The sequence below is a fragment of the Mucilaginibacter sp. genome (genome assembly GCF_025362475.1).
Lineage (GTDB): Bacteria > Bacteroidota > Bacteroidia > Sphingobacteriales > Sphingobacteriaceae > Mucilaginibacter.
On record NZ_JANYGH010000005.1, the window covers coordinates 87,106 to 112,315 of the forward strand.

General features: G+C 40.7%; 22 protein-coding genes. 7 read left to right on the forward strand and 15 right to left on the reverse strand.

The features are described from left to right. The first annotated feature begins 123 nt into the window (after positions 1-123). Positions 124-489, forward strand: coding sequence for a response regulator (locus Q0R88_RS02275; protein WP_295711752.1), 366 nt, complete (start codon positions 124-126; stop codon positions 487-489). 162 nt (positions 490-651) lie between these two features. On the opposite strand, the gene Q0R88_RS02280 is transcribed toward Q0R88_RS02275, so the two are convergent. Continuing rightward, positions 652-1,176: a hypothetical protein gene (locus tag Q0R88_RS02280; protein ID WP_295711753.1), complete on the reverse strand. Its 525-nt coding sequence runs from the start codon at positions 1,174-1,176 to the stop codon at positions 652-654. Positions 1,177-1,506: 330 nt separating this feature from the next. Here Q0R88_RS02280 and Q0R88_RS02285 point away from each other — a divergent pair, with 330 nt between their 5' ends. Continuing rightward, positions 1,507-1,818, forward strand: a complete 312-nt coding sequence (locus Q0R88_RS02285; protein ID WP_295711755.1) for a hypothetical protein — start codon at positions 1,507-1,509, stop codon at positions 1,816-1,818. A 100-nt stretch (positions 1,819-1,918) separates the two neighbouring features. On the opposite strand, the gene Q0R88_RS02290 is transcribed toward Q0R88_RS02285, so the two are convergent. Continuing rightward, entirely contained in the window at positions 1,919-2,854 is a 936-nt protein-coding gene (locus tag Q0R88_RS02290) for an AraC family transcriptional regulator (RefSeq protein WP_295711757.1), read from the reverse strand. A gap of 139 nt (positions 2,855-2,993) precedes the next feature. Here Q0R88_RS02290 and cysQ point away from each other — a divergent pair, with 139 nt between their 5' ends. Further along, the gene (cysQ, locus tag Q0R88_RS02295) at positions 2,994-3,773 is read left to right on the forward strand and encodes a 3'(2'),5'-bisphosphate nucleotidase CysQ (RefSeq protein ID WP_295711758.1); all 780 of its coding nucleotides are present in this window, start codon (positions 2,994-2,996) and stop codon (positions 3,771-3,773) included. 49 nt (positions 3,774-3,822) lie between these two features. Here cysQ and Q0R88_RS02300 read toward each other — a convergent pair whose 3' ends face one another. The 4 genes from Q0R88_RS02300 to Q0R88_RS02315 all read right to left on the reverse strand — a co-directional run bounded on the left by Q0R88_RS02300 (position 3,823) and on the right by Q0R88_RS02315 (position 10,371). Then, a complete protein-coding gene (locus tag Q0R88_RS02300) occupies positions 3,823-6,135 on the reverse strand; it encodes a glycoside hydrolase family 3 N-terminal domain-containing protein (RefSeq protein WP_295711760.1) in 2,313 nt (770 codons plus the stop codon). 75 nt (positions 6,136-6,210) lie between these two features. Next, entirely contained in the window at positions 6,211-7,620 is a 1,410-nt protein-coding gene (locus Q0R88_RS02305) for a sugar porter family MFS transporter (RefSeq protein WP_295711762.1), read from the reverse strand. Positions 7,621-7,743: 123 nt separating this feature from the next. Next, the gene (locus Q0R88_RS02310) at positions 7,744-9,555 is read right to left on the reverse strand and encodes a class I mannose-6-phosphate isomerase (protein WP_295711764.1); all 1,812 of its coding nucleotides are present in this window, start codon (positions 9,553-9,555) and stop codon (positions 7,744-7,746) included. Between the two features lie 81 nt (positions 9,556-9,636). Next, a complete protein-coding gene (locus Q0R88_RS02315) occupies positions 9,637-10,371 on the reverse strand; it encodes a GntR family transcriptional regulator (protein WP_295711765.1) in 735 nt (244 codons plus the stop codon). Positions 10,372-10,671: 300 nt separating this feature from the next. Here Q0R88_RS02315 and Q0R88_RS02320 point away from each other — a divergent pair, with 300 nt between their 5' ends. The 3 genes from Q0R88_RS02320 to Q0R88_RS02330 all read left to right on the forward strand — a co-directional run bounded on the left by Q0R88_RS02320 (position 10,672) and on the right by Q0R88_RS02330 (position 16,846). Further along, a complete protein-coding gene (locus Q0R88_RS02320; RefSeq protein ID WP_295711767.1) occupies positions 10,672-11,970 on the forward strand; it encodes a hypothetical protein in 1,299 nt (432 codons plus the stop codon). 207 nt (positions 11,971-12,177) lie between these two features. Further along, complete coding sequence (locus Q0R88_RS02325) at positions 12,178-15,252, forward strand: TonB-dependent receptor (RefSeq protein WP_295711770.1); 3,075 nt, start codon at positions 12,178-12,180, stop codon at positions 15,250-15,252. Between the two features lie 85 nt (positions 15,253-15,337). Next, the gene (locus tag Q0R88_RS02330) at positions 15,338-16,846 is read left to right on the forward strand and encodes a RagB/SusD family nutrient uptake outer membrane protein (RefSeq protein WP_295711772.1); all 1,509 of its coding nucleotides are present in this window, start codon (positions 15,338-15,340) and stop codon (positions 16,844-16,846) included. Between the two features lie 124 nt (positions 16,847-16,970). Here the strand turns inward: Q0R88_RS02330 and Q0R88_RS02335 are convergent, their stop codons facing one another. Beyond that, positions 16,971-17,432: a hypothetical protein gene (locus Q0R88_RS02335; protein WP_295711774.1), complete on the reverse strand. Its 462-nt coding sequence runs from the start codon at positions 17,430-17,432 to the stop codon at positions 16,971-16,973. 71 nt (positions 17,433-17,503) lie between these two features. Beyond that, entirely contained in the window at positions 17,504-17,848 is a 345-nt protein-coding gene (locus Q0R88_RS02340) for a hypothetical protein (protein ID WP_295711776.1), read from the reverse strand. 139 nt (positions 17,849-17,987) lie between these two features. Between Q0R88_RS02340 and Q0R88_RS02345 the strand changes: the two genes are divergently transcribed. Next, a complete protein-coding gene (locus Q0R88_RS02345; RefSeq protein ID WP_295711778.1) occupies positions 17,988-19,049 on the forward strand; it encodes an acyltransferase family protein in 1,062 nt (353 codons plus the stop codon). A 7-nt stretch (positions 19,050-19,056) separates the two neighbouring features. On the opposite strand, the gene Q0R88_RS02350 is transcribed toward Q0R88_RS02345, so the two are convergent. The 7 genes from Q0R88_RS02350 to Q0R88_RS02380 all read right to left on the reverse strand — a co-directional run bounded on the left by Q0R88_RS02350 (position 19,057) and on the right by Q0R88_RS02380 (position 25,041). Beyond that, complete coding sequence (locus Q0R88_RS02350) at positions 19,057-21,009, reverse strand: hypothetical protein (protein WP_295711780.1); 1,953 nt, start codon at positions 21,007-21,009, stop codon at positions 19,057-19,059. Continuing rightward, on the reverse strand, positions 20,990-21,772 hold the full coding sequence (locus tag Q0R88_RS02355) for a PP2C family serine/threonine-protein phosphatase (protein WP_295711781.1): 783 nt from the start codon (positions 21,770-21,772) through the stop codon (positions 20,990-20,992). Before Q0R88_RS02355 ends, Q0R88_RS02350 begins: the two co-directional genes overlap by 20 nt. Continuing rightward, entirely contained in the window at positions 21,769-22,449 is a 681-nt protein-coding gene (locus Q0R88_RS02360) for a VWA domain-containing protein (RefSeq protein ID WP_295711783.1), read from the reverse strand. The genes Q0R88_RS02355 and Q0R88_RS02360 overlap by 4 nt, the downstream gene beginning before the upstream one ends. 132 nt (positions 22,450-22,581) lie before the next feature. Further along, positions 22,582-23,373 carry a CHAD domain-containing protein gene (locus Q0R88_RS02365; protein WP_295711785.1) on the reverse strand — a complete coding sequence of 264 codons (792 nt, stop codon included), beginning with the start codon at positions 23,371-23,373 and terminating at the stop codon, positions 22,582-22,584. A gap of 194 nt (positions 23,374-23,567) precedes the next feature. Then, positions 23,568-24,029 carry a hypothetical protein gene (locus tag Q0R88_RS02370; protein ID WP_295711787.1) on the reverse strand — a complete coding sequence of 154 codons (462 nt, stop codon included), beginning with the start codon at positions 24,027-24,029 and terminating at the stop codon, positions 23,568-23,570. Positions 24,030-24,108: 79 nt separating this feature from the next. Beyond that, on the reverse strand, positions 24,109-24,573 hold the full coding sequence (locus Q0R88_RS02375; protein ID WP_295711789.1) for a hypothetical protein: 465 nt from the start codon (positions 24,571-24,573) through the stop codon (positions 24,109-24,111). 39 nt (positions 24,574-24,612) lie between these two features. Then, positions 24,613-25,041, reverse strand: coding sequence for a hypothetical protein (locus Q0R88_RS02380; protein ID WP_295711790.1), 429 nt, complete (start codon positions 25,039-25,041; stop codon positions 24,613-24,615). Positions 25,042-25,210: the final 169 nt, after the last annotated feature.

Below are 25,210 nucleotides of genomic sequence, written 5' to 3' on the forward strand. Positions count from 1 at the left end.
TGTTTTTCCATGTTGATAATCAATGTGAAACCTGAATTTTATGGTTGCCTTTTGTGTAAATAAGTTAATTTGTAATTGATAGTTTTGCTGAGTAAATTTGTGTATCTACTTAAAACCAAACCTATGAGCAAAAAAATATTTGTTGTGGAAGACGATTCAGACTTGTCTGAAGCTATACAGATCGTCCTTAGAGAAGAGGGTTATTGCACCGTTGCATCTCTTGATAAAAACTCCATCAAAGGAGTGATTCTTCATATGCCAGATCTTGTTTTGGTTGATAATAAACTAAAGGACGGCTTTGGCAGCGAACTATGCCGGGCCATAAAACAGCATCCGTTAACCAGTCATATCCCGGTTATACTGATATCGGGATATCCTGATCTTGCAGATATCGCTAAAGCCTGTGGGGCTGATGCCTGGTTAAGCAAGCCATTTGAATTAACTGCACTAACCAACCTGGTCGGCCATTATGTAAAGCATGCGGCTTAATCGTTAAGCAATATCCAAACCATTTTTACAATAAAATGGTTTGGATAAATACATTGAATGAGGCTTAAATTTGTTTAATCAATTCCACCAGCAAAGGCTCAAGTCAATAACGGCAAATCAAAACATCACGTTTAAACAGGATCAACATTAAGTTGTGATAAATTAACTCAATGTAACTGTGCTATCTGGTGTTCCTGTCGCCTTTCTCCCCGACCTGATTTTTATAACCTGGTATAGCACGCCTACAATGTAAAGTACAACAAGGATGAGCAGTCCCATTTTTGCTACCGGGTCATTTGGGTCGGCGGCCAGCGGGTGGCTTATAGGTAGCCTGGTTAAAGTTTCAATAGTTGCAGGAATCATCGAGAAAAACAAGGTTGATGACATTACTATAGTTTGAATATAATCGGCACCTTTCCCCAAAAATTTGATTGATTTGGCATATACGCCAATGGGGAGCAATACTAAAACAATAACTGCCAGGCCATGCCCAGCACTTAAATGTCCGGTTTTCATGATCGGCAATGCCGTAAGGCAGGCAATTGCTGTTAAAGTTATATATAACTTACCAACAGCAGTTGCGGGGTCTATTTTCCCATAACGGATTAAAGCGTATAATGCAATGAGAACAGCGAGGATACTAACAGCAGTATGGAAAATTCCGAGCGGGGATAGGTGATTAGGCATAACTGTGAATTTAAAGATTAAAAGGATCTGGATAAAACTTATCAGTATTTACACCGATAACCTAAAGTTACATATAAGATAATGTAAATGCAAACAGCTGTGCCACAGTATTATTTAAAAGCCCTGGCAATTGCTGCTCTGTAATGGTGGCCATAATTTGATATCTGGCTGCATTAGGATGCACGCCATCAACAGTTTCTTTATTTAGGGCGCTTATCGGCAGGTTTTAAACAGGTGTAAATAATCTGTCAGTTAAATTCCTGTAATATTTAATTAATAGTTATCAAACTATTAAAACAGTTGCTTGTTATCTGGTTATATCTGTTAATTATGGAAACCTTTAAAGAACATGAATCAGTGGTTTATACCGATGCCGAAGGAAGTTTGATAGATACCTTTGTTGTATTTGATACGGATAATGTAACCGGCTTAACGCATATCAACCATATGAATCTTAAAGTTCCCTCAGAAACCTTACAGCTTCATCCGGCTACTATAGCAAAATATAACTTGCCTATGCAGGATGCATTTAGTTTTGAGATATTTAAAAAACTGAAAGAAAAACATTATGAATCGGTAACGCCGGTAGTAAAAAACACTTTAAAGGCTGCACCCGGCTTTAAGTTGGCAAAAGCATCTTAAATCACCAAAAAAATCTCACCATAAAAAACTCCATTTGTTTATCGCGAATGGAGTTTTTTTATATTAATACGCTGTTATTTAATGGCAAATGTTGAAATATCTACAATGAGGAACTTACATGCTGTTTCCTGAACATAACAGGAGATAGCTGTGTATGTTTTTTAAAATAATTGCTAAAGTGTGTCGACTCGGTAAAGCCTAAACGGTAGGCAATTTCCTTAATAGATATGGTCGAGTTTTGTAACAGCGCCTTAGCTTCAGATATTGTTTTTTCGGCTATCCAGGTACCAATTGCCTTCCCGGTTTTTATTTTGATAACGTTGCTTAAATAATTAGGGTGCAAGCTTTGGGCATCGGCATAATCCTGTACACGGTAAGCTTTTTCAACAAGGCCATTACTCAGGTCGCGATAATGTTTTTCGAGCGTGCGCTTAAACTCCTTTACTATCTGCGAACTGCGGTTCCCTTCATAAATGGGGTTGTAATCTTTCCAAAAATACTCTTTTACTTTTAACAGCAATACAACAAACAGGTTCCCGATAATGCGATTGCGATAGGCGCTTTGAGCCTGGTACTCCTTTGATATCTGCAGGTAAAGCTGCTCAAACTCTGCAAAAGCGGTCGGAGCCAAAACCCGTGGCTGTACGGTTTCGGCAAGCAGGAACGGAAACTCCTCAAAAATATCCGGGTGAACATTCTCTTTCAGGAAGGATTCACTAAGGGTAATCAGGTATACCTCTTCTATATTATACCAGTTGTATGATTTGTAATGCCCCGGGTTTGTAAAATAAATGGTTCCGGGTACGGTATCAAACACCAGCTCATCAGTAGTATACTTTCCCGAGCCATCTTTTACAAAAACAAAAGAAAAAAAGTTTGGCCTGAACACCAGCGACTGATAAGGCAAATTCTTGTGGATATCCTTCAAATTGTGAATTACAAAGTCGGTTTTATCATCAATACAATCAGCAGGCAAACCAAAATGAATGTATTGTTCTTTGAGATTATTGAAGATCAGTTTTTCTTCTTCTTTCATAAGGATCGGTATCTAAGGTAAAATTAAATCAATCTGATACCATAACACATGCTACCATTAAATAAAAATTAAGTTAAGGGGCAAATATTGATAGCAATAGCTATTATTGGAAAATATGTATTGCTATTGATCTGCTTTTATGAAATTGAATTTTGAAGGGTTACCAACAATTGATCTGCACATTTTATTAGCACTTGCTAAGGAGGCAGGCAGGGGGATACTTACTGTTTATAACAGTGGTGATATAGCGGTAACTTTAAAGGACGACAGATCGCCTTTAACACTTGCCGACCAGATCTCACACGAAATTATAATGCAAGGGCTTACCGTTTTAAATCCAGGCATACCTGTAATTTCCGAGGAAGGGAAAGATATCCCTTATGAAGTTAGGAAAAATTGGGAATACTTTTGGTGTGTTGACCCTTTAGATGGAACAAAAGAGTTTATTAAACGTAACGGTGAATTTACCGTTAACATAGCACTTATTCATAAAAACGCGCCTGTTTTAGGTATTATATATGTTCCTGTTACCGGCGAACTTTATTATGGAGGTGAAGGTATTGGCAGTTGGAAGGAGAGTGCAACAGGCGAAACAAAGGAACTTCACACCAATAAAAAAACAAAAAATTGGATAGCAGCAGGTAGCAGGTCGCATTCATCGGCAGAAGAAATCTCTATGTTGAAACAATACCCGATTGCGGAGACGGTAACTATTGGCAGCTCTATTAAGTTCGGTTTAATTGCCGAAGGTAAAGCGGATATATATTACAGGCATGGGCCAACAATGGAGTGGGATACAGCGGCAGGCCAGGCAATAGCAACTTATAGTGGCGCTGTGATGTGTAATTCGGCCGGCGAACCATTTGTATATAATAAGCCATCGTTACTCAATGGCGGGTTTTTGGTAAAAATTAAATAGAAAATAAATGATTGTGTTTTTAGGTTGTAATGTAGGCCCTGATGCATCATTACAATTTGTACTCGAGTTGTTTTTTTAATACCACATTATCTGCAGCCTTAGCAATCATTACATCAAAAGTTCCCGGCTCTGTAACTAGTTTCATTTGCCTGTTCCAGATAGCCAGATCTTTACTGTTGATAGTGAAATTGATGGTTTTAATTTCGCCCGGTTCAAGAGCGATCTTGCTGAAACGTTTCAGGCTCATTTCGGGAGTACTTACAGAGTTTATTTTGTTACCTAAGTAAAGCTGTACAACCTCTTTACCAGCAATGCTTCCTGTATTTTTTATATCGACAGAAATAGTAACCTGCTCATTTTTAGTGAAAACCGGTTTTGATACCCTCAGGTTATCATACTGGAAAGATGTATAGCTTAAGCCGTAACCAAAAGCGAACAAAGGATCGGTTGATGAGTACACATAATCCTGCCCTGGTTTTTCTATACTACCATGCTGGCGGTTTATGCCTTTTGATGAGTTCACATAATTATAAAATACCGGGATGTGCCCGGTAGATTGCGGCACACTCATGTTTAACCTTCCGGAAGGATTTACTTTGCCGAAAAGGATGTTGGCTATTGCGGTACCGCCTTTTTCGCCGGGATACCAGGCTTCTAAAATAGCCGGGATGTTTTCCTTTTCCCAGCTGATACTCCATGGGCGGCCATGTACCATTACTAATATTACAGGTTTGCCGGTTTTATTAATTGCCTGTAATAACTCCCGTTGTACACCTTGCGGGTTAATATCTGTAACATCATATCCCTCACCACAGGTAAAAGGATCTTTAGGTTCATTGCCGGGAGCATGTCCATTCCAGCCAATTCCAGAAAATACCACGCTGGTGGTTCCTAACACCACAACAACGGCGTCGCTGTTTGCTGCTGTTTTAACAGCTTCATCAAAACCGCTTTTATCTAAGCCGGAAAGTTCGCAGCCCTGTGCATAATTAACTTTAATGTTGTTACCCGCAAATTGTTTAACACCATCTAACACCGTAACGCCCGAAAGATTATCACGGGTAAAGCTGTAATCGCCATATTGCACCTTGTTGGCATTGGGGCCTATAACAGCTATTGATTTAAGCTTGCTGATATTTAAAGGCAATAAGTTTGCCTCGTTTTTTAACAGAATGATGGATTCTTCGGCTATTTGTTGCGATAGTTTGATATGATCGGGTGTATGCAACCTGCTGTTCAAAAGTGATATATCCGGCAGCGGTTTTTCAAACAGTCCTGCTTTAAATTTGGCTGTCAGTATTCTTGATACTGCGCTATCAACCTGGCTTTCCTTTACTTTCCCGATTTTTACCAGTTCAATTAAGTGGGCATACACATCGGGACGTGAGGCTTCCAGATCTACACCTGCTTTTATACCCAAGAGCGCAGCATCCGAAGCCGTTTTTGCAACTTTATGAAAATTGTATAATTGACTTAAGCCGCCGTAGTCAGAAAAAACATATCCTTTAAAGCCCCATTCGCCTCTTAAAACCTGTTTCAGCAAAAACTCGTTACTATGGGCCGGGATACCATCAATTTCGTTGTATGATGGCATAATGGCGGCAATATTGGCATCTTGCACCGCATCTTTAAAAGGCGGCAAAAACATGGAGCGTAATTCTCTTTCACCAATTTCTGCAGGCGCAAGGTTAATACCTGCTATGGGTTTACTGTAAGCGGCAAAGTGTTTGCCTGTACACATCACTTTATCAAAGGCAAAGCTGGTACGGGTTTTCAATGGATCGCCCTGCATGCCTTTTACAAAAGCGGAGCCAAGCTGACCAACCAGGTAAGGATCCTCCGCAAAGCATTCTTCTACACGGCCATAACGGGCGTCTCTGATAAGATCAAACAATGGTGATAACGCTTCATCAATCCCTGAGGTTGAAGCCTCATAAGCAATTGCAGAACCCATTTGCTCAATCAAAGCCGGGTTCCAGGTACTTCCTTGCGCTATAGCTTGCGGAAATGTTGTTGCGCCGGCAGCCAACTGGCCGTGCAGGCATTCGCCGATCTGGATAGGGGGGATACCCAGCCTGGTTTGTTCGCGGGCGTATTTTTTAGCTACAATCGATTGTAGGGCAATGTCCTTAACATTGGTAAACGGGCTTTCCAAAACACCATATCCAATTTTGCTGTTCTTTGCTTCGCCGAGGGACGACATGCTCATTTGGCCAACCTTTTCTTCAAGCGTCATCCTTTTTAAAAGATCAGCAACGCGCTGTTGAACCGGAGCTTTAAGATTTTTATATACTTGCGCATTTGCGGCGGTAGCAAAATATACGGCTATGCCTATGATAGTCAGCGTTTTTCTGTTAATCATTTATGTAGAATGTTTTAGCTATAGTGCAGGATTAAGGTAGTTAAAATCTGTATGATTTATACTGACACATTTAAATTAGTGTCCTGCCCAGATCTCCTGTACCTCTTCAAGCGATTTTCCTTTGGTTTCGGGTACCATTTTGTATACCACCCAGAAAGATAGCAGGCAACAAGCAGAGAAAAACCAGAAGGTAACAGCCGGTCCAACAGATCCTAAAAACATCGGCGTTAACTGCCCTACAATGGTATCCGCAATCCACATCACCATAATACTTAAAGCCAGCGCCCGGCCGCGTATTTTAGTGGGGAAGATTTCGGAAGCTATAACAAACTTCAGCGGACCAATGGAAAAGGCGAAACAAGCCAAGAACAATATAATACTGATAACCAACGCGATATTGTTTGTTGCACCTGTGTAAAAACAAACACCAGTAAAAAACAAACAAACAGTAGCACCTAAGGCTCCTACAATATACAAAGGCCTGCGCCCCATTTTGTCAACCTTCCAGATAGCGATCAGGGTGAACAGGAAGTTGGCAATCCCAAAAATGATCTGCCCCAATAAAGCGTTCGTAATGTTGATTCCCGCATCGCTCAAAATGCGCGGACCGTAATAAATAACCGCGTTGATACCACTAAATTGAGAGAATAAAGGCAGTAACAAACCAATAAGCAAAGGTTTGCGCATAGCCGGAGCAAAAATCTCTTTGTATGAACCTTTTTCCTGTGTTATGGTGCTTTTTATAATCAGGGCGTCGCTTTGGGCAGTAGCAAGGTTGGTGATCCTGGCTAAAATCGAGATACCCTCTTCAGTTTGTCCTTTTTGGATTAGCCAGCGCGGGCTTTCAGGTACAAAACATAAGCCGGTGAAAAATAGCAAGGCCGGTATAGTACCCAAACCAAGCATACTGCGCCACACTTCTTTAACCAGGATAAGGTTTAAAATATGCCCCATGCCCGTACCTTTGTAATTTAAGGAGAAGCTTAATAAACCCGCATTGGTTAAGTAGGCAACCAATATGCCGGCGGTAATAGCCAGTTGGTAAAATGTAACCAGGCGCCCCCTTACATTGGCCGGTGCAATTTCTGAGATGTATAATGGAGCTACAATTGAGGCAACCCCAACACCCATACCTCCAAGCATACGCGCCAAAATGAGTAATGTAAAACCAGATGATAATGCCGAACCAACTGCCGATGCCAGGAATAATATGGCAGAGAGCATCAGCATTTTTTTTCGACCCAAACGGTCGCTCAGATCACCTGAAAAAGAAACACCTATAATACAGCCAACCAATGCCGAAGACACAAACCAGCCTTCTGTTGCAGCCGAAAGTGAGAACTGGTTTTTAACAAAAGGCAGCACGCCGGAAATCACCGCCATATCGAAACCAAAAAGTAAGCCCCCCAGTGTAGCTACCAAAGTAATTGCCACCAAAAACACGGTGGATCCGCTATTTACCGACTTTAAATTTTCCTTACTCATAAACAGTTTTAGGTGGCTTAGTTATTTTTTATTCTTACAATTTTAACTTTTTTTGAATTGCTAAAACTGTTTAAAGTTGAATGCTTATTGGTTTGCTTAATCTTTTAATGAAGTTGCCAATAATTAGCAGCATTCATCTTTAACAAATGCTTTTATCACTTTTGCCCGGCTGTTGCCTTGGTTGGTAATGGTATAACTTATGGCGTCGGCAGGGATAATAAATGTTTCGGCATAGTTTATTACCTGTTCCATATTGTTGGTGGTAACGGTGATGCTTTCGCCTTCAACCAGGCTAAGTACATGGCATTGGTTGTGTGTAAATTCTTCAATAGTGGTATCAAATTCAATGCGCTCCACAGCATAAAAATGATCCGGATGTGTGGTAAGATTGATGATTTGCCAATCATCACCTTGTTTAATGATGGTTTGCCGGGATATCAAGGTATCTGTAACTACTTTCCCTTTCCGCTCAAAATTCAGGTTTTCAAATGCCCGGTCTATATTTAATGTTCGTGGGTTTCCGCTCAGATCTGGGCGCAGCCAGTCATACATTTTGAAAGTAAAAATATAGGGGGTGGCACTTATTTCAAGCACCATATTGTTTTTACCAGAGCAATGTACCGTGCCATTGGGGATCAGGAACAAATCATGTTTCTTTGCCGGCAATATTTGCACATAATCTCCAACTTCAACAGGCTCATTGTTTTTGAAACTGTTCTCTAAAACAGCTTTAAATTCCTGCTTATTAATATTTTCCTGGAAACCAAGGTATACCTCGGCACCGGGTTCGGCATCAAGGATATAATAGGTTTCATCCTGGGTGAAATTTTCGCCAAAATTCGCTTTGGTATAGGCAACAGTAGGATGGCATTGAAGAGACAGATTGCCCCCGTTATAGGTATCCAGAAAATCAAAACGGATAGGGAAGGCATCGCCAAATCTTTCGGCGGCTTTACCTAAAACAGCTTTGGTATTATATAAAAACAGCGTATCTAAAGATACTTCCAGCATTTCGCTGCCGTTTTGTAAAATAATACCATTTTCGGGTGCTATCAGTTCAAATGACCATGCATAGTTTACAACATCATTATTTAAACCCTTAATGTGATGTTTTATCCATTCACCGCCCCATACGCCGGGCTCAAACCATGGTCGGGCCCTGAACATATTTTGAGCCATTGTTTTTAAGGTATCTCTAAGCGTTTGTCCTGTTGTCCATGATATCTCGTTGATCCTTTGTTCGTCAACAATTACATCAATTATGGGGATCAATTGCTTTTTGTGTTTATTTAATGCGGGCCATTCAACAAAATAGAAGCGTTTGTATTGAACTTTTGGATCGGCAGGTTGATTATCGCCCAAATTGGTGATCTTGTTTGCCCTTGATCTGAATTGAATCTCGTTTTTAGGAACATCAATATATATAACCGGGGTTTCCCAACCGGCAAGTGCAGCACCACAACCATAAATTATATTTACGCTGCCTTCAATTGGTTTTAATGAGCTTAGTTTTCCCGCGTCAAAAAAATCGGTGATGTCACCTTCATATATCTTGCCGAAGAGTGGATCATCCCCACCCATGGCAGGGGCTATTATTTCATTAATAACATTTTCGGGCTTAAGTGCTTCATTGATGTTTACCCAATTTACATGAATGCCCTTTTTTATAAATCCTGCATTAAGGCTATCTAAAAAAATGTCCCAGTAAACGCCGGAATAGCCATCTATAGTAATGTTTGTTTTTTGTGCTGCTATCCATACCGCCAAGCTTTCAAAACCGTTATAAATTTGTTGGTCGATTTTAAAAGTAGGATAAATATCGTATTGGTGACTTAAGGCGCTTTCTTTTTTTGCCGGGATCAGGAACTGTTTAGTCGACCTCAATTTCCGGTTGTCAATTTTGAAATCGCTTGGGGAAGCAGAATTCTTGCTCATACAAATGTTATATGTTATAATGTGCAAACATATTGTATTTACCTTATATTCCAAACACCGCTTATATATTTTTACATGAAATTAGCTGGTGCGCCTGCTCTCAACAGTATATATAAAGCTTTCGGCTTTATAGTAACCCAGGTTATACTCCATAGGGCGATCTCCTTGGTCAAAAACAAAACGTTTTCTGAAAAGTACCGGGCTGCCGGGGTCAATTTCCAGCTTGCCTGCAATTAGTTTATCGGCTGCTTTGGCACTAATCTCTTCTTTTGATAAATTGGCTACTACCGAGTGGTCAACTTCCAGCATTTCATATAATGGTTTTTTGAAATCCTCGTCACCCGTTAGCCCTATCCTGGGGTGAAAGTAAGATACAAAGTAAACGAAGGCCTCTTCGGCATTGCCTCTCAGCCGTTCCAGTTTCATGATCTTTTTATCGGCTTTTATATCAAAAAAATTGGCAATGAACTCGTCTGGGTATACCCAGCTAACATGTAATTCATAATTTTTAATAGGAATGCCCCGAGCCTGCATTTCTTGTGTAAAACTTAACCAATTCATTGATTTTGAGCTCATTTTGGGATGAGCTACCTTTGTTCCCAGCCTCTTTTTTCTGATCAGTAACTCCTCATAAACCAATTTATTAATGGCCTGGCGTAGTGTGGTCCTGGAAATAGCCAATATTTTTGCCAGGTCTACTTCATTTGGCAATAATTTACCAGACTGATATTCAGGATCTTTAATCAGTTCCCTTAACAGGTTTTCGGCCTGTATATGAAGAGGTACGGCACTTTTGTGATCAATGGAAAGTTTCATATATCTCGGTATTTTTTTAGTTTTTACAAACTATATGTACTACAAATTAAATCATTAATATATAAACATGATAATGTTTATATGTATATACTGATAATTTATATGCCGTTATAAGGTTTCTATGTCAAAAGCCGGGGGGCTTAAAATTAGGCCGTTTTTTTTAAAAAAATATGTAACAAAAAATTTGCATTATATTTTTATGTTGCTATGTTTGTACATATAAACCAGATCTGATGCTATGTATCAGATGCTTAGTACCTAATTTACATCGTAATACCTAACGTTAACATTTATTCCTGCATGAAAGTACTTTTACCTGCTTTTTTTACTTTATCCATTTTTATCAATTTAAATGCCAGTGCACAAGTATCTGTCAAACCGGTATTAGCTAAATCGATTATTTCCGATCAGCGGTTAGATACTATCCAGGTCAGGGCTTTAAAATTGCTCTCGGGCTTTTCTGCAGGCACTTCTTATAACGAAGTGTGGATCCGTGATTTTAACACATTTATTAAAGGGTCGCTTAAAGTTCATCCTAAAGAAGAAGTAAAAACCAATCTCCTGATGTTTTTTAAAATTCAGGGCGAGGATGGCAATATAGTTGATGGAGTAGTGGATAGCGCGAAAGCGAATGTTGGTTATAAATACCGGTATTCGCCATTGCTGCGTGGATGGGCGGCTCATAAAAACACGGTTGAAACAGACCAGGAATCATCTTTAGTTCAGGCTGTAAAAAAATATATCGATGTAACCGGTGATAAGGGTATCCTAAACGAAGTTATTGGCGATAAAACCGTGTTGCGGCGTATGGAAGATGCCTTTAGTTATATACAAAAGGACAGATGGTCGGCAAAATACGGTCTTGTTACAGGTGCAACCACTATAGATTGGGGCGATGTGCAATCAGAAACAGGCTGGGGTGTAGCTATCAATGATAAAACCAAGTGGGCAATTGATATTTATGACAACGCCATGTATGTAAAGGCCATTCATGATTTTCTGGCCATGAAACCCAAAAGTTATAAAACGCAAAAGGACTGGGCTTCAGTGGCAGCCGGTGTTAGCAAAAATGTACGTAAATACCTGTGGGATGCTAAAACCCAAAAGTATATCCCTCATATTTATTTAAATGGCAGCCCCTTTTCGCCAGATTTTAACGAGAAAGAGATATTATATACAGGTGGTTCTGTGTGCGCCATTTTAGCCGGTTTTAATACATCTGCAGAGGTTAAGGAAATAAACAGGCAAATGGTAGCCGCTGCAGCTAAAGAAAAACATGCCACTATTGGTATCACGGTCTATCCCCCATATCCGGCAAAACAGTACCCCAATATGCAACCATATAATTATCAGAATGGCGGTGATTGGACCTGGTTTGGCGGTAGGATGATGGGCGCTTTGATTGAATATGGTTATGTTAACGACGCATATACCGAATTATCGCCTATGCTTGACAGGGCACTTGCTAACAAAGGTTTTTTTGAATGGTATGATGTGCAAACCGGAGCCCCGAAAGGATCTGGCGATTTCAGGGGCGAGGCCGGTGTTTTGTATGATGCCATTACTGTTTTGAAGCAATGGGCCATTAAGAATAAATAGTCAATAAAAGTAAATACAACTACTAAAAACAACCTATAAACAATAATTCATGAAAAAAAATAATGCCATAAAGGTAGCTGGAATTTTTTTGTCATTTTTTTGGCCAAATACCAGTAAAACCCGGGGTGCTAAGCCACCTTGATAATGCAGGATGCATATCGATCATCCCCAAAGAATTAATTCTCTAAAAAAACTAAAATCAATGTTATGAAGAAAAAAATTATCTATTCAATTTTGTTCACTTTGCTATCGCTACACGTGATGGCGCAGCTTAAAATCAGCGGAAAGGTTACCGATGCCAAAGATAACTCTGCCTTACCTGGTGTAAGTATAAAAATAAGAGGTACCCAGGGCGGTACCCAAACCGATCTGAAAGGAAATTTCAGTATACAATTAACAGAAGCTAACCCTATACTGGTATTTTCATATACCGGTTACGCCACGCAGGAAATAAATGCGATTGGTAAAAGCACTATTAACGTTCAGTTAAAAGAAATTGCAAGTGCCCTTAACGAGGTGGTTGTAATAGGTTACGGTACAGTAAAAAAATCAGATCTTACTGGTGCTGTTACCGGTATTAAAGGCGACCAGTTAAACGATAGGCCTGTTGCCAACCTTACACAAGCCTTGCAAGGCAAAGTTGCCGGTGTTGAGGTAAGTGTTAACAGTGCGGCTCCTGGTGCAGGTGCAAAGGTACGTATCAGGGGTATTGGATCAATTAACTCCAACCTTGATCCCTTATATGTGGTTGATGGTGTAGTTGGTGTTGACCCTAACACTATTAATCCACTTGACGTTGCTTCTGCCGAGGTATTGAAGGATGCTTCTTCAACTGCCATCTACGGATCACGCGGTGCAAACGGGGTTATCATGATTACTACCAAGCGTGGTCGTGCAGGTACTGCAACTATCACTTATGATGATAATTTTAATGAAAGCCAATTATACAGGCATTTGCGCACACTTAACTCTGCCGAATTTGTAAAGGTTTATAATGAATCATTTGCTAACGGGCAAAAATTTGATCCTACTGGGGCGGTATGGACACCTCCGGCTGCTTTAAATCATGCTAACTTCCCTAAGTTATTTGATGCCAGCAATAATCCTATTTATGATACTAACTGGGAAAAGGAAACCTATAAACCATCTTTTTCGCAGAGTCATCAATTAAGCATCCAGGGCGGAACCGAAAAATCGGTATACAGTTTATCATTCGGTTACTTTAATCAAAATGGTTTAGCACCTACATCGGCATTTAAAAGATATTCTGTAAAAATGACCATGGATAATGACGTTAAAGACTGGCTTAAAATGGGTGGTAGCATTAACCTGATAAGCAGCAGGCAACGTTTGGTTACCGACGGAAACGGTGGGTTGAACGTTCCCCGCGATGTATCTGAGGAAGTGCCTATTGTACCGGTAAAATATCCAGACGGTACCTGGGCTGGCAACTATGATATAGCTGGTCTTGAAGGAGCTCCAAACCCTGTGCAGGTTGCCAATGAGCGTTATACATTGAACAATAACCTGCAAATGCTTGGAAACGTTTATTCTTTATTCCACATAACAAAGGAACTGGATTTTAAAACAGACTTTGGTTATAATTTAAGCTCACAAAAAAATAATTTTTATTCTGCCGGAGATTTGCCTCACTTATCACAGGATCAGGGAGGTGTAGCCAACGTAAATGCTTACACTAACTACTATTGGCAAACAGAAAATTATTTAACCTGGAACAAAAAAATAAGTGACAGACAAAGGTTAACTGCTTTGGTGGGGGTATCTTTTCAACAAAAAGGATATGAAAGAGTACGTTCAGAAACACAGAACTTTATTGATGATATATTCCAATATCATTATGAGCAGGCTGGTTCTGTTAAAAGCGCCAATGAAACTCAGGACGAAAAATCTTCTTTGAGTTCATATTACGCCCGTTTAACTTATAATATTGATGATAAATACCTGTTTACAGCTACCGGCCGTTATGATGGATCATCAAGGTTTGGTAAAAACAATAAATACGCATTCTTCCCATCAGTAGGCGCGGCTTGGCGTGTATCTCAGGAAGATTTCCTTAAAAATAATCAAACCATATCAAACCTTAAGTTAAGGGCCAGCTATGGTGTATCAGGTAACCAGGAGATAGGTAATTACCGCTCATTGGCACAAATACAGCCAAGTACAACAGTTTTGAGCGGAGCTACTCAATCAACACTTTTACCAAGCTACATTGGCAACCCTAACCTTAAGTGGGAGCGTTCTGTACAGTTTGATGCCGGTGTTGAATTAGGCTTGCTTCATGATCGTGTTAGCCTTAATCTTGATTATTACAACCGTGTAACTAAGGATCTGTTGTTGCAGGCGCCTATTCCATGGTCGGCTGGTGAAACCAACGCCAACGTATACAAAAACGTAGGTTCGGTAAGAAATGCCGGTGTCGAGATCAGCCTGAATACCGTAAATATAAAATCAACTGATTTTGAATGGAGCACTAATTTTATATTTAATGCCAATAAAAACAAGGTATTAAAACTGAACGATAATGGTGCCGACATTTTCCCTGGCCCTAACTTCCTTGGTCAAAACTATGTGATTCGTGTAGGCCAGCCAATTGGTTCATTTTATGGAATGACCAGACTGGGCACATACAGCGATTCGCCTGCTGACGTTGCCGAAGCCGCTAAGCATAGCTTAAAAGCAGGTGACAGGAAATATATTTATAACCCGGACGGCAGTAACTATTACAGTATAATAGGGCAGGCTTATCCAAAATGGACTGGTACATTCAGTAGCAGTTTCAGGTATAAAAATGTTGATTTTTCTTTCGATATCCGTTTTGTTGAAGGTGTAAATACCGCTGCCAACTTTAAGCACTCTACAGAAGACAGGCAAACATTATCAAACAGCCTTGCAACTGTGCTTGACGGCTGGACACCTTCTCATCAAAATACTTACATATCGCAGGTGCGTAATTACAAATTTGCGCAGGATTCGCACTTTGATACCTGGTGGGTTGAAGATGGTTCGTTCATACGTGGCCAAAACTTTACCCTTGGTTACAGCTTACCGCAATCGGTAACTCAAAAATTACACATTAACCGTTTTAGGGTTTACACCAGCGTTCAAAATTTGTTCATCATCACCAAGTATACCGGCTACGATCCTGAGGTTGATACATTTAACTCAGGTTACGGATCAAACGGTTCGTTCTCACAAAATTTAGATTTCTTCTCAAACCCACGTCCGCGTGTTTGGAACCTGGGTTTACAAGTAACCTTTTAAGTAATTGCGTAAGATAAAAGATTAGATAAAATAGCATAACGCAAAAAAGGAACGATTTATAAGTTTTACTTTAAATGATATTCAAATGAAAACAACAAGAAATATATTACTTGCAGCCACAATACTATTATCATGCTCCTGCAAGAAGTTTTTAGAAGAAAAACCCACCAGCTTTTTAACGCCCGAATCTAATGTTTCAAGCGTTAAAGTAGCCCGGGCATTCGCAAATTCAGGTTATCAGAATTTGCAGGGTTTCCTGGCAGGTCAATCCGGCTCATATGGTGGTAACACCTGGAATTTAATGGAATTTATGACCGGTAAATCAAATAGCGACCTGGGACAAACCGGATTTATTAATTACCAAAATTTGTCATACAGTCCTACGTCATTTTACTTTGATACCTGGTGGCAGCAAATGTACCTGGGTATTGGCGCTACCAATCTGGCTATCTCCAAAATACCTGCTATTAACGCAGCCGGTTTAACTGATGAAGCTAAAACAAATATGCTTGCCGAAGTACATACATTAAGGGCTCTATACTATTTTCAACTGGTAAGGATGTATGGTGCTGTACCCATGGTTACAGAAACGCCTAAGGATCTGAATCTTAATATACCACGTACAGCTGCAAAAGATATCTATGATAAAGTTATTATCCCGGATTTACTGTTAGCAGAAAAATCAACCCTACCGTGGAAAGATAATACAGGTAAAGTGTCTATGGGTGCAGTTAAGGCATTGCTCGCGGATGTATATCTTACCTATGCTGGCGCTGCCATAAACGGAGGTAAGCAATATTATGCTGAATCGGCAAAACGGTCGCTTGATGTGATCCAGAATGGTGGGTACACCTTGTTTCCTGAGTATACCGATATGATAAAACCAGGCAACAAAAATACCGGGGAGTTTATTTTCCAGGTTCAATATGCTGCGTCGGTACCTTCAACAAATCCGTTAACTCCGCTTACTATTCCAAACTTCTCGGGTATCTCAAAATACTCCGACGAATACGGGTCAGTATATCCAACTGAGCAGTTTATTAATTCGTTCCCTGCCGGCGATAAAAGGGTACAGGAAAAACAATTCTTTTATACCAATTATCCTAACATTAAAACAGGTGTTACCGTTAATTTTAAAGGGCACTACATTTATAAATGGTTTGATGTAACCGCTGCAACAAGTACAGTAAAATCTGATTTGAACTATACACTGTACCGCCTGGCCGATGTGGAATTGATGTATGCAGAAGCATCAAATGAGGCAGAGAACGGCCCCAATGCTACTGCTATTCAAATGGTTAATAATATCCGGGCAAGAGCAAACCTGGTGCCAATTGTTGCGTTATCACAAGCCGCATTTGAACAGGAAGTTTGGCTACAACGCTATTATGAACTTTGCTTTGAAAATAAAATGTGGTTTGATATGATCAGGACCCGCAAAGTGCACAATGACGTTACGGGCAACTGGGATAATTTTGTTGGGCATAAAACTGTTTTTGGCGCCACTTTTGCCGAAAAGCAGTTATTATTCCCTTTACCAAAACAAGAAACAGATGTAAACCCTAAATTATTGCCTAACAATACCGGGTTTTAAATATCGGTTAGTTAAACTAATAAAATAATTAGGTAACAAAAAAAGGAGGCTGTCGAAATGATAGCCTCCTTTTTTTGAATAAAAAGAAGCTGCATCATGATTTATATGCAGCATCTTTAATAAGCTACTTATGAAAATGATTGTTTAGCAGCTGTTCCCAATCTTTTGCCTGGGCCTCCAGCTGTTTTAGCTTTTGTTCATTATCCATAAATTGTTGGTAAAATGGTATGCTGCAAACCAACCTGTTTGTAGGATCTGCTATTTGCAGGATGATGGATTTTACTGCTTTGCCGTTCATGCTTTTCAGCACGTAACAGCGGTTAGCAGTACTCAAATTGTTGATCATCATTCCATCGCTTGCCCCAAACAATAATGTTTTACCGGCCTGTGCCCAACCGATGATCTTATTACCAATAAGTTCAGAGCGGGTTAGGCTAAGCTGTTGTTCATTTATAATGGTTTGCAGATGCTTGTTTAAGCTTGCAATTCTTTTTTGTTTAGATCGCCGGGTGATGATCACCACCGGTATGATAAATATAGATAATAAGATGCCCGCAACCAGGGCATTTTCCGTTATATGGTTCATGCTGATAATTAAAAAATGATTAAAATACGCTTTGTTAAAAAGCGGAGAAATTAAAATAGAATCAGCTGGATTTACCAGAAACCATGAAAAGGGAAGAGGATGAGCCGGTAAAACCGGGCCCCGGGAACACTTAATGGCGCACCTAAATAAAGGCCAATGCCATCTTTAGGTTCAACAAGATTACCCGTGGTTAAAAAAGCTGCCTGCTGCACACTCAACTGCAATACCGGCAAATGAATAGTATCTCCCGTTTCGGCAATCAGCTGATCATTACGTGTGCTTTGCTTAATTCCGCTTTCGGGAGTTTTTGCGGCCTTCGATTTACCCGTAACAGCATATACCCTTGCAGCGCCGCTTATTTGCAAAGCGAAGAACAGGGTAATTACCAGTACAGATCTGACGAGTTTTGACAGCATTTTACAAAGATAGGATTTTTAAAATGGGAGAGGGGATTAGGGTTTTGCTTATAAGAAGGGGTTTGTATTTTATGGTAAAACAGAATGTCAAAATAAAAATGAAACATAACCGAACCAAAATATTGTATATGTTTATCCGATGAAATTTAGCGAAGCCGTTTTGCAGCACAAAGAACAAAATATTAACTGGATAAATAATTTACGGCTGATAGCCATGTTTGCTGTTATTGTGCTACATACAGCCTCGCCGTTACTTTTTGCCTATAAAGGCACGTCTTTACAGGATTGGCTTGTTGGCGATATCTATAACGCATTGGTGCGTTTTGCTGTGCCCGTTTTTGTGATGATAACGGGTGCCTTATTGCTTCATCGCGAGTATGAGTTGGGCGATTTTTTAAAAAAACGCATCGGTCGGCTGATCCTCCCCTTTATCTTCTGGAGCCTGGTGTACATAGGCTACCAGTTATACAACGAAGAGATTGCTTTTACCAGCGATGTTTGGGCCGATCTTAAATTGGTATTACATCAGCTGCAAACCGGTAGCTTTTATCACCTGTGGTATGTATACCTGTTGTTAGGCTTGTACCTGTTTATCCCTGTTTTAAGTAAATTTGTACGTAATGCTACCGAAAACGAGCTATTATTTTTCCTTGCCATCTGGTTTTTGGCTATGCTGTTAAGCACACCCTATTTGGGCATTTTCAACACCGCTGTTGATCTTCATAATTTTACCGGGTATATTGGTTACCTGGTCTTAGGGCATTACTTAACCTACAAACGCCTTAAATTGCGTGCGTTGCCTGCTATTGCAGCTTTAGTATTTATTGGTCTTGTTGCTTTAATTACCTGGGGAACTTATTATCTGCAAATAAAGGATCATGCACTAAGCACATTTTTTTATGAGCCTATAGGGCCATTTATAGTGGTGCTTTCGGCAAGCGCGTTTTTAATGGCGAAATATACCATGGTAAAATTAAACCCTGCCATAAGGCGCGTTTTTGATAATGCCGGGAAATACACACTGGGCATTTACCTTAGCCATGCTTTAATATTAACCCTGCTTGATTTGGCTGGCATTAATTATACGCTTTTTACCCCTGTGTTAAGTATTCCACTTATAGCGTTGCTATGCTTTTTGCTGTCATGGTTATTAATTTATGCCATGAGTAAGTTGCCTTTGGTTAAGCATGTTACCGGGTGATAACGCATTAAAACCACTTACCGGCAATCTTCTCAAAAGCTTCAACGTCAACCCTGGATTGGTATAGCTTTGTTCCAAGCTGCACATATTGGCGCTCCAATAGCTCGGTGGCGGTTATGATACCTGCTCTTAGTGTAGACAAACCTTTGTACTCGGCTTTGATATCGTTTTCCAGTTTGCGTTTTTTGATGTAGATCTCGTTGGCAATGAAATTGATCTCGCGGTCAATGGCCTCCGTATCTGGTGTATAGGTAAAACCAGACCCCATTTGCCTTTGCCAATCCAGCAGCACCTGGATGTTTTTGGGGCCTATGCCGCTTATCTTGTGGGTTTTCAGTTTGTACATATCTGCCGCTGTGTGGATACCATTGGTATAGATCAGTTGCTTTTTTGCGGCGCCAAATGAGGGGATAGGGTAGTTACGGATATCAAATTGCAGAAGGTGAACCTGGTATTTAATGTTGTAGTATTTTTCCTCGATCATCCTTTTTTTAGCGGCGAAATCTGCGGGTAATGATCGGAAGGCAGTGATCAGGTCAGTAAGTTTTTTTGCCGATTGGTTATAGCGGTTCAGCTCTGTTGGCTGGTTGTGTTTTTTAACCAACGCCTGGAACTTGTTTTGTAAAATTTCATGATCGGCTTTCCTGCTTTTGAGTTCAGCTTTAAGTTGTTTTTGGGCAGGCGCCAGCGTGTTATACAGCAAAAGGAACAACGCTCCAGCAAAAGCAAACCACCAGCTTTCTGTCATGCTAACACTTAAGGTAATCAATAAAGCAATGATCTGTACGGTGATGTTGATGTAAAAAAGTGTTTTAAATTTCTGTTCAACTGGCCTTGCCTTTATCGTACCAGAAGTGTAGGTATCTGCCAGTTTCCTTATTTCCAGGTTCTCCAGCTTAAAACCATTTACAAACTGTTCAATATCCTGCAGCTCGGGGATGTTTTTCAGATGGGCATCCTCCATAAAGTAAACTATACCGGCCCTGTCTCTGAAAGCACACCAGGGGCATTGCTGCATGCTCTTTGAATAATAATGCAGCCGGGAGCGGTTGCAATTCACCATCTCCTTATTTAGCTCTTCCAGATCGAGCACCCATTGTCTGGGCGTGGGCCTTGGTGTGCTGCCATCAAACGCAGCATGAAAAGAACTAATAAGACCCGGTGTAAAATCCTTTAGATTTAGGCTGTTGGGTGCCGGTGTAAGTTTTTTATTGGGCCGTTGCAAAGAGTAAGCAAACTCTTTTAACTTAATTGCTTTGTCTTCATCAAAATCCTCTTTACTGCGGTTAACCCCTGTAAAGGGAGCTCTCCCCATAAACAACAACTGGAAAATGAGGGTGGCAAGTGAAAAGCTATCTGTATTAATTGTACGCACAACGTTTTCAAAAGACCCCATCTGCAATAACTCCGGTGGAGTATACCGGGGGATACCCACCTCACAAAAATGGTAACGCTTACCGTTTTTTACCTGGAACGAATCGCAATCTATCAGCGCCACCATACCGGTTCCGTTCACTAATATATTAGCCTCGTTAATATCGCCAACCACTATACCCAGTTGGTGTATTTTATGGAAAGCCGTTGCCAGGTTACGGGCCACATGAACCAAAAAGTTGTAACCTTTATCAGGGAACAGCTTTTTACGATCCATAGGGCTGAACAGCATGTGCAGGGGCACAAAGCCTAATAGTTTTTTCATTACAAAGCCCGATACCCTGCCCGCACCATCACGGATCACATCCACGGGCCAGGCCGCAAATTTGGCCAGTTCGGGGTCGGTAATGGAGGTCATATGCAGCAGCTTTTCCGCTTTATCGCGGTCAACAGCTTCTTTGTACACTTTAAGTACCAGTGCCGGGTTGCCCTGTACCTCGTGTATCGTTCCTTCGCCCCCTTCGCCAATCTGGCGGCCTGCCAGGTAAGGGGTGTCTTTCGCTCCCTTATATGCCTGGTTTGCCATGAGTTAATCGGGTAGCCAGCAGCAACGTTTTATCGTCATCGGTGCGGCTGTTAATGGTGTCGCCGGCTAAGTAGCCAGCTAATTTGTTATTCAGGATCTCTATGTGCTCCGGATTTTCAACCATTCGCAGTACTTTGAACAAATCATTCAAAAACGGCTGGTGAACCGTTTCGGTTTCATTGTTCAGGGCCAGCATTTGCAAGCCATCCGTAAAAATGGCTACTTCGGCAATGCTTTCATGTATTACTTTGGTTTTCAGATTCCGCAGATTAGGGTCATCTATCAAAAACGTAGTGGTGTTCTGATATTCGCCATTATGCGGCCACCACAGGTGCGTAAAATAACCGCTGCCGTCATTGCGTACTATAGCTCCGTCGCCTATCTGCATAAAGCAAGCCTTTTCGGGCAATATCACAAAACCCAGGAGGGTGCATGAAAACTCATTCAGCATCACTTCCCTTTCTGCTGCCAGTGCATCCAGACCGTCATAAATCATTTCGGCCAGTTCTATTAAAGCGGCGTCATCAATTTCTTTTTCAGCCAGGATCCAGTCGTGCATAATGTTTGTACCCTGTTGTACCGCCGCCGCAGATGCTTCGGCAGCGTAGGTGGCACTACCCGCTCCGTCGCTTACAAAACAAATCAGGGCTTCACTACTGTGCGGCAATTCTGCCAAACAAAAATGTACCGCATCCTCGCAGGTTTTTCCTGCCGCGATGTGTGATGTACCGATAACGCTTTGTGCAATTACCTTCCAGATCATACTTCTCCCCAGCCCGATGGTGGCAGTAATTTGGTTGGAGTACCCGGATTTTTACTGGATACCATTTTCATTGATGAGGATAACCACAGGAAAAACTCCCTAAACATCAGTCCCTTTAATTTGATAGGGCTGCGCACCGATAGTTTGGTTAAGGTATCCATGCTTGCGCCCTCTACACCAATAGCAAAAAAGGCAAAAGCGTTCTTTTCTTCCCCCTCTTTGATCAGCTGTGCCGCGTGCGCCCAGTTATCGGTGGGGGCACCATCTGTGATCAGGATAATCCAGGGTTTATAGTAGCCCACGCCGTTTTCTTTATACACTTGTTTACGTTTGGCTATCATATCAATACCCATGGTAATGGCTGCACCAATAGGGGTATCACCCTCGGCAGTTAAGGTCTGTGGGAAAAAGTTATCAACAGTAGTAAAGTCAGACTGCAGGTTAACCGGCCCGAAGGTAACAATAGCTACCTCCACTCTTTTAGATGCTAAAGAGTCGTGTATCAATTCGTTTTTCAGGGTTAATACACCTTCGTTTAGCTGCTGTATGGGCATCCCACCCATAGAACCAGAGGTATCCAACAGCAAAAGGCAAGGGCACCTCGATTCGGGGTTGTTGGCGAAATCATCCGAACCAAAAGGGATCTGTTCAAACGAAACATATTCATCCATACTCATATATATTCTGTTTTTTATAAAACGCTAAATTACGAAAAATTGGAAAGCAGCGCGGATGGGCTTTGGTTTTGGGGCCAGGGCGCTAAGTTTGTTTAATTTGAAAATGTGACGGGGAGGCCGATAGCTATATAGCTAACTTAATTGTTCAACAGGTAAGTCAACCACTGTTGTTGCCCGGTTATAAAAATCATTAATAACATCAGTTACTTTATTTTTAAGTTTTACAAGCTGTTTTTTCAATTTGTTAACCGTGACGTTACCTTTTTCTTCATCACTTGAAAGCAACTCTGCTGCCAGCACGCTATCATGCCAATCGCCTATAGCGGTTTGCACCTCATTTAAATAATCACCGTTTATTCCTGTATGGAGTGCTGTATGGACTATTTTATGATTGTGTACAAGGATTTTTATCTGTTTGCGGGATTCATGTAACTGATCATCAAATTCTGGTATGATGAGCGATCCTGCAATTGTATGTAACTGATGTAGATAATACTGATTGATATGCCAATCACTAATGGATTTTATTTTTCTGTTGAGCCTTTGGTGCGACTCTTTGAGCTGTTTTAAATATTTGTCGCCGTTAGATTTAAACTTCTTGTTAGCTTCTTCAAAGAGCGCTTGCTGGGTGTTTAAAAAATCCTGGTTATTTATTTGGTAAGCTTTACCCAATTCCAGGTTTATATACGCGTTTCTTATCTCGCCGGCCTGTTTAAAAATTTTCCGTACAGATAAAAAGTGTTTGGCTAATTGGGGATGATGTTTTGCGCTATCAGAGAGGATTACAAAAGCACGTATTTTTTTTACCTGTACTCTGAAATGATGAAGATCTTCAGGGCGTTCATTAATTAAATACTGCTCAAGACTGGCTTTCATATCCTTCCACTCTTTATCAATGTACTTTAATTCTTCCTTTTTCTTCATAGCAAGGCGGCTTAAATTATTCGGCCAGATCACTAAAAATAAGTCTGCCCGACGTATTGATATTTTTTTACCTAAAGCTACAATTTATATTTTAGATATTTATATATGCAATAACATGGAATAATGATTGCTATTTAACACTATTGGCCCATATTTTTATAAAACAACCGAGGTCTGTTGCTTCTTAATTTATACTAAATGGTAGATATGGCTGCAACGCAGTGGGAGGTAAACAGGTTGCCATCTTTATCAACAATTAAAAAGTTAATCTGGTAGGATGATTGGGTTTTGCCATTAATGGCCCTGCCAATCCAATAAGCCGGATTGGTTCCGCTTTGAGGAGCGCCTATATTTCCACCAAAAACATTCCCGGTTAAAACAGTAAAACCAATAATAGATACCACGTCATCCCTTTCAGGATCGATAGGCATCACCAGCCAGGATATATTATCGCCTGTATAACAAACCGTATGCAGGTTTTGAGTACCCTCCAAGGTGCTGCCCATATTAATGCGGTTATCCATTAAGTAAATACCCGTAATGGCTTGCTTGCCCGGCGGCACCCCTTCTAAATAAGCAGTATCAAGCGCTATATTAATAGTAGTTTGAGGGGTTTGAACAGCATAAAAAATATTGATCTGTGATTTGCTGGTCATGTTGATTGGTGTGTTTAACTACGGATAAAAAAACTGCCGGTTAAACTAACCGGCAGTTGAATATTGTTAATTAAAATGCTCAGGAACCTACAGTTTGAATAAACGGATCCCAGTTAATAACATATACATTATGGTTTTCGTCGGTTATTAAAACTTGTACCTGGTAGGTTTGTCTGCCACTGTTAATGGCCCGGCCAATCCAATAAGCGGCATTATCTGTAGGCTGTGGGGCGCCTAAACTACCACCGAATACGTTACCATAAGAAACATTGATACCGATGATACTTACGCTATCACCACGCTGCGTGTCAATTGGCTGGGCGTAAAAAGAAACATTATCGCCGGGGTAGCAAAATGTATATAATTCCATTTGGCCTTCATTATAACTGCCGATATTAAGGCGATTATCAATCATATAAATGCCGGTGCTTGGCTGTGTGCCGGGTGACAGGCTGGTTAAATAAGCGGTATCTAAAGCTATACCAATAGTAGTTTGAGGGGTTTGTGTTGCTTTAATTAGCTGCACTTTTGGTGTATGTGACATGTTGATTTTCTTTAAAATTTTAACAGATTGATTAATAAATTAATTACCATTCATGCCCAGAGTGGTAGCTGGCTGCAATACGTTACCACCGCCTATTGCATTAATTTCAATTTGATAGCTGGCTTGCCCGCCGTTTTGAACCTGGCCGGTAAAGTAGCCGGCAGTAGCGCTCCCAGGCTGGCCACCAGGTCCCCATGAGTTTGAGCTGCCAATGCTTTGTATGGAGTATAAAAAGCCATCGTTTGGATTTAAAGGGATAACACTCCATGCCACATTTGACATTTTTGAACAAACAGTTTGTAGCGCGGATGTACCCTCGTTGCTACTGCCTGCCGAGCTTCTGTTATCTACAAAGTACAAGCCCTGCCCGCTTCCGGTTTGTATAGAGCTTGAATCAACAAAAGCGATGATGAACACCTGGCATGAATTTACCGGGATCTTTGAAGCTGTTAATTCTGAATTTTTCATGTTGTTAAACTTTCCTGATTTTTACCTACTCTTTTAAGGCTTTTCGGTATCGGCCGTTTTGTCATTTGGTTAGATGCGCTTCTTTTTTGTTTTGACATTTCAAAGTAACGCCTATGCAACGGCCAATTTCAGCGTATTAACCCCTGTCATTTAAATCAGGTGTTTTTGC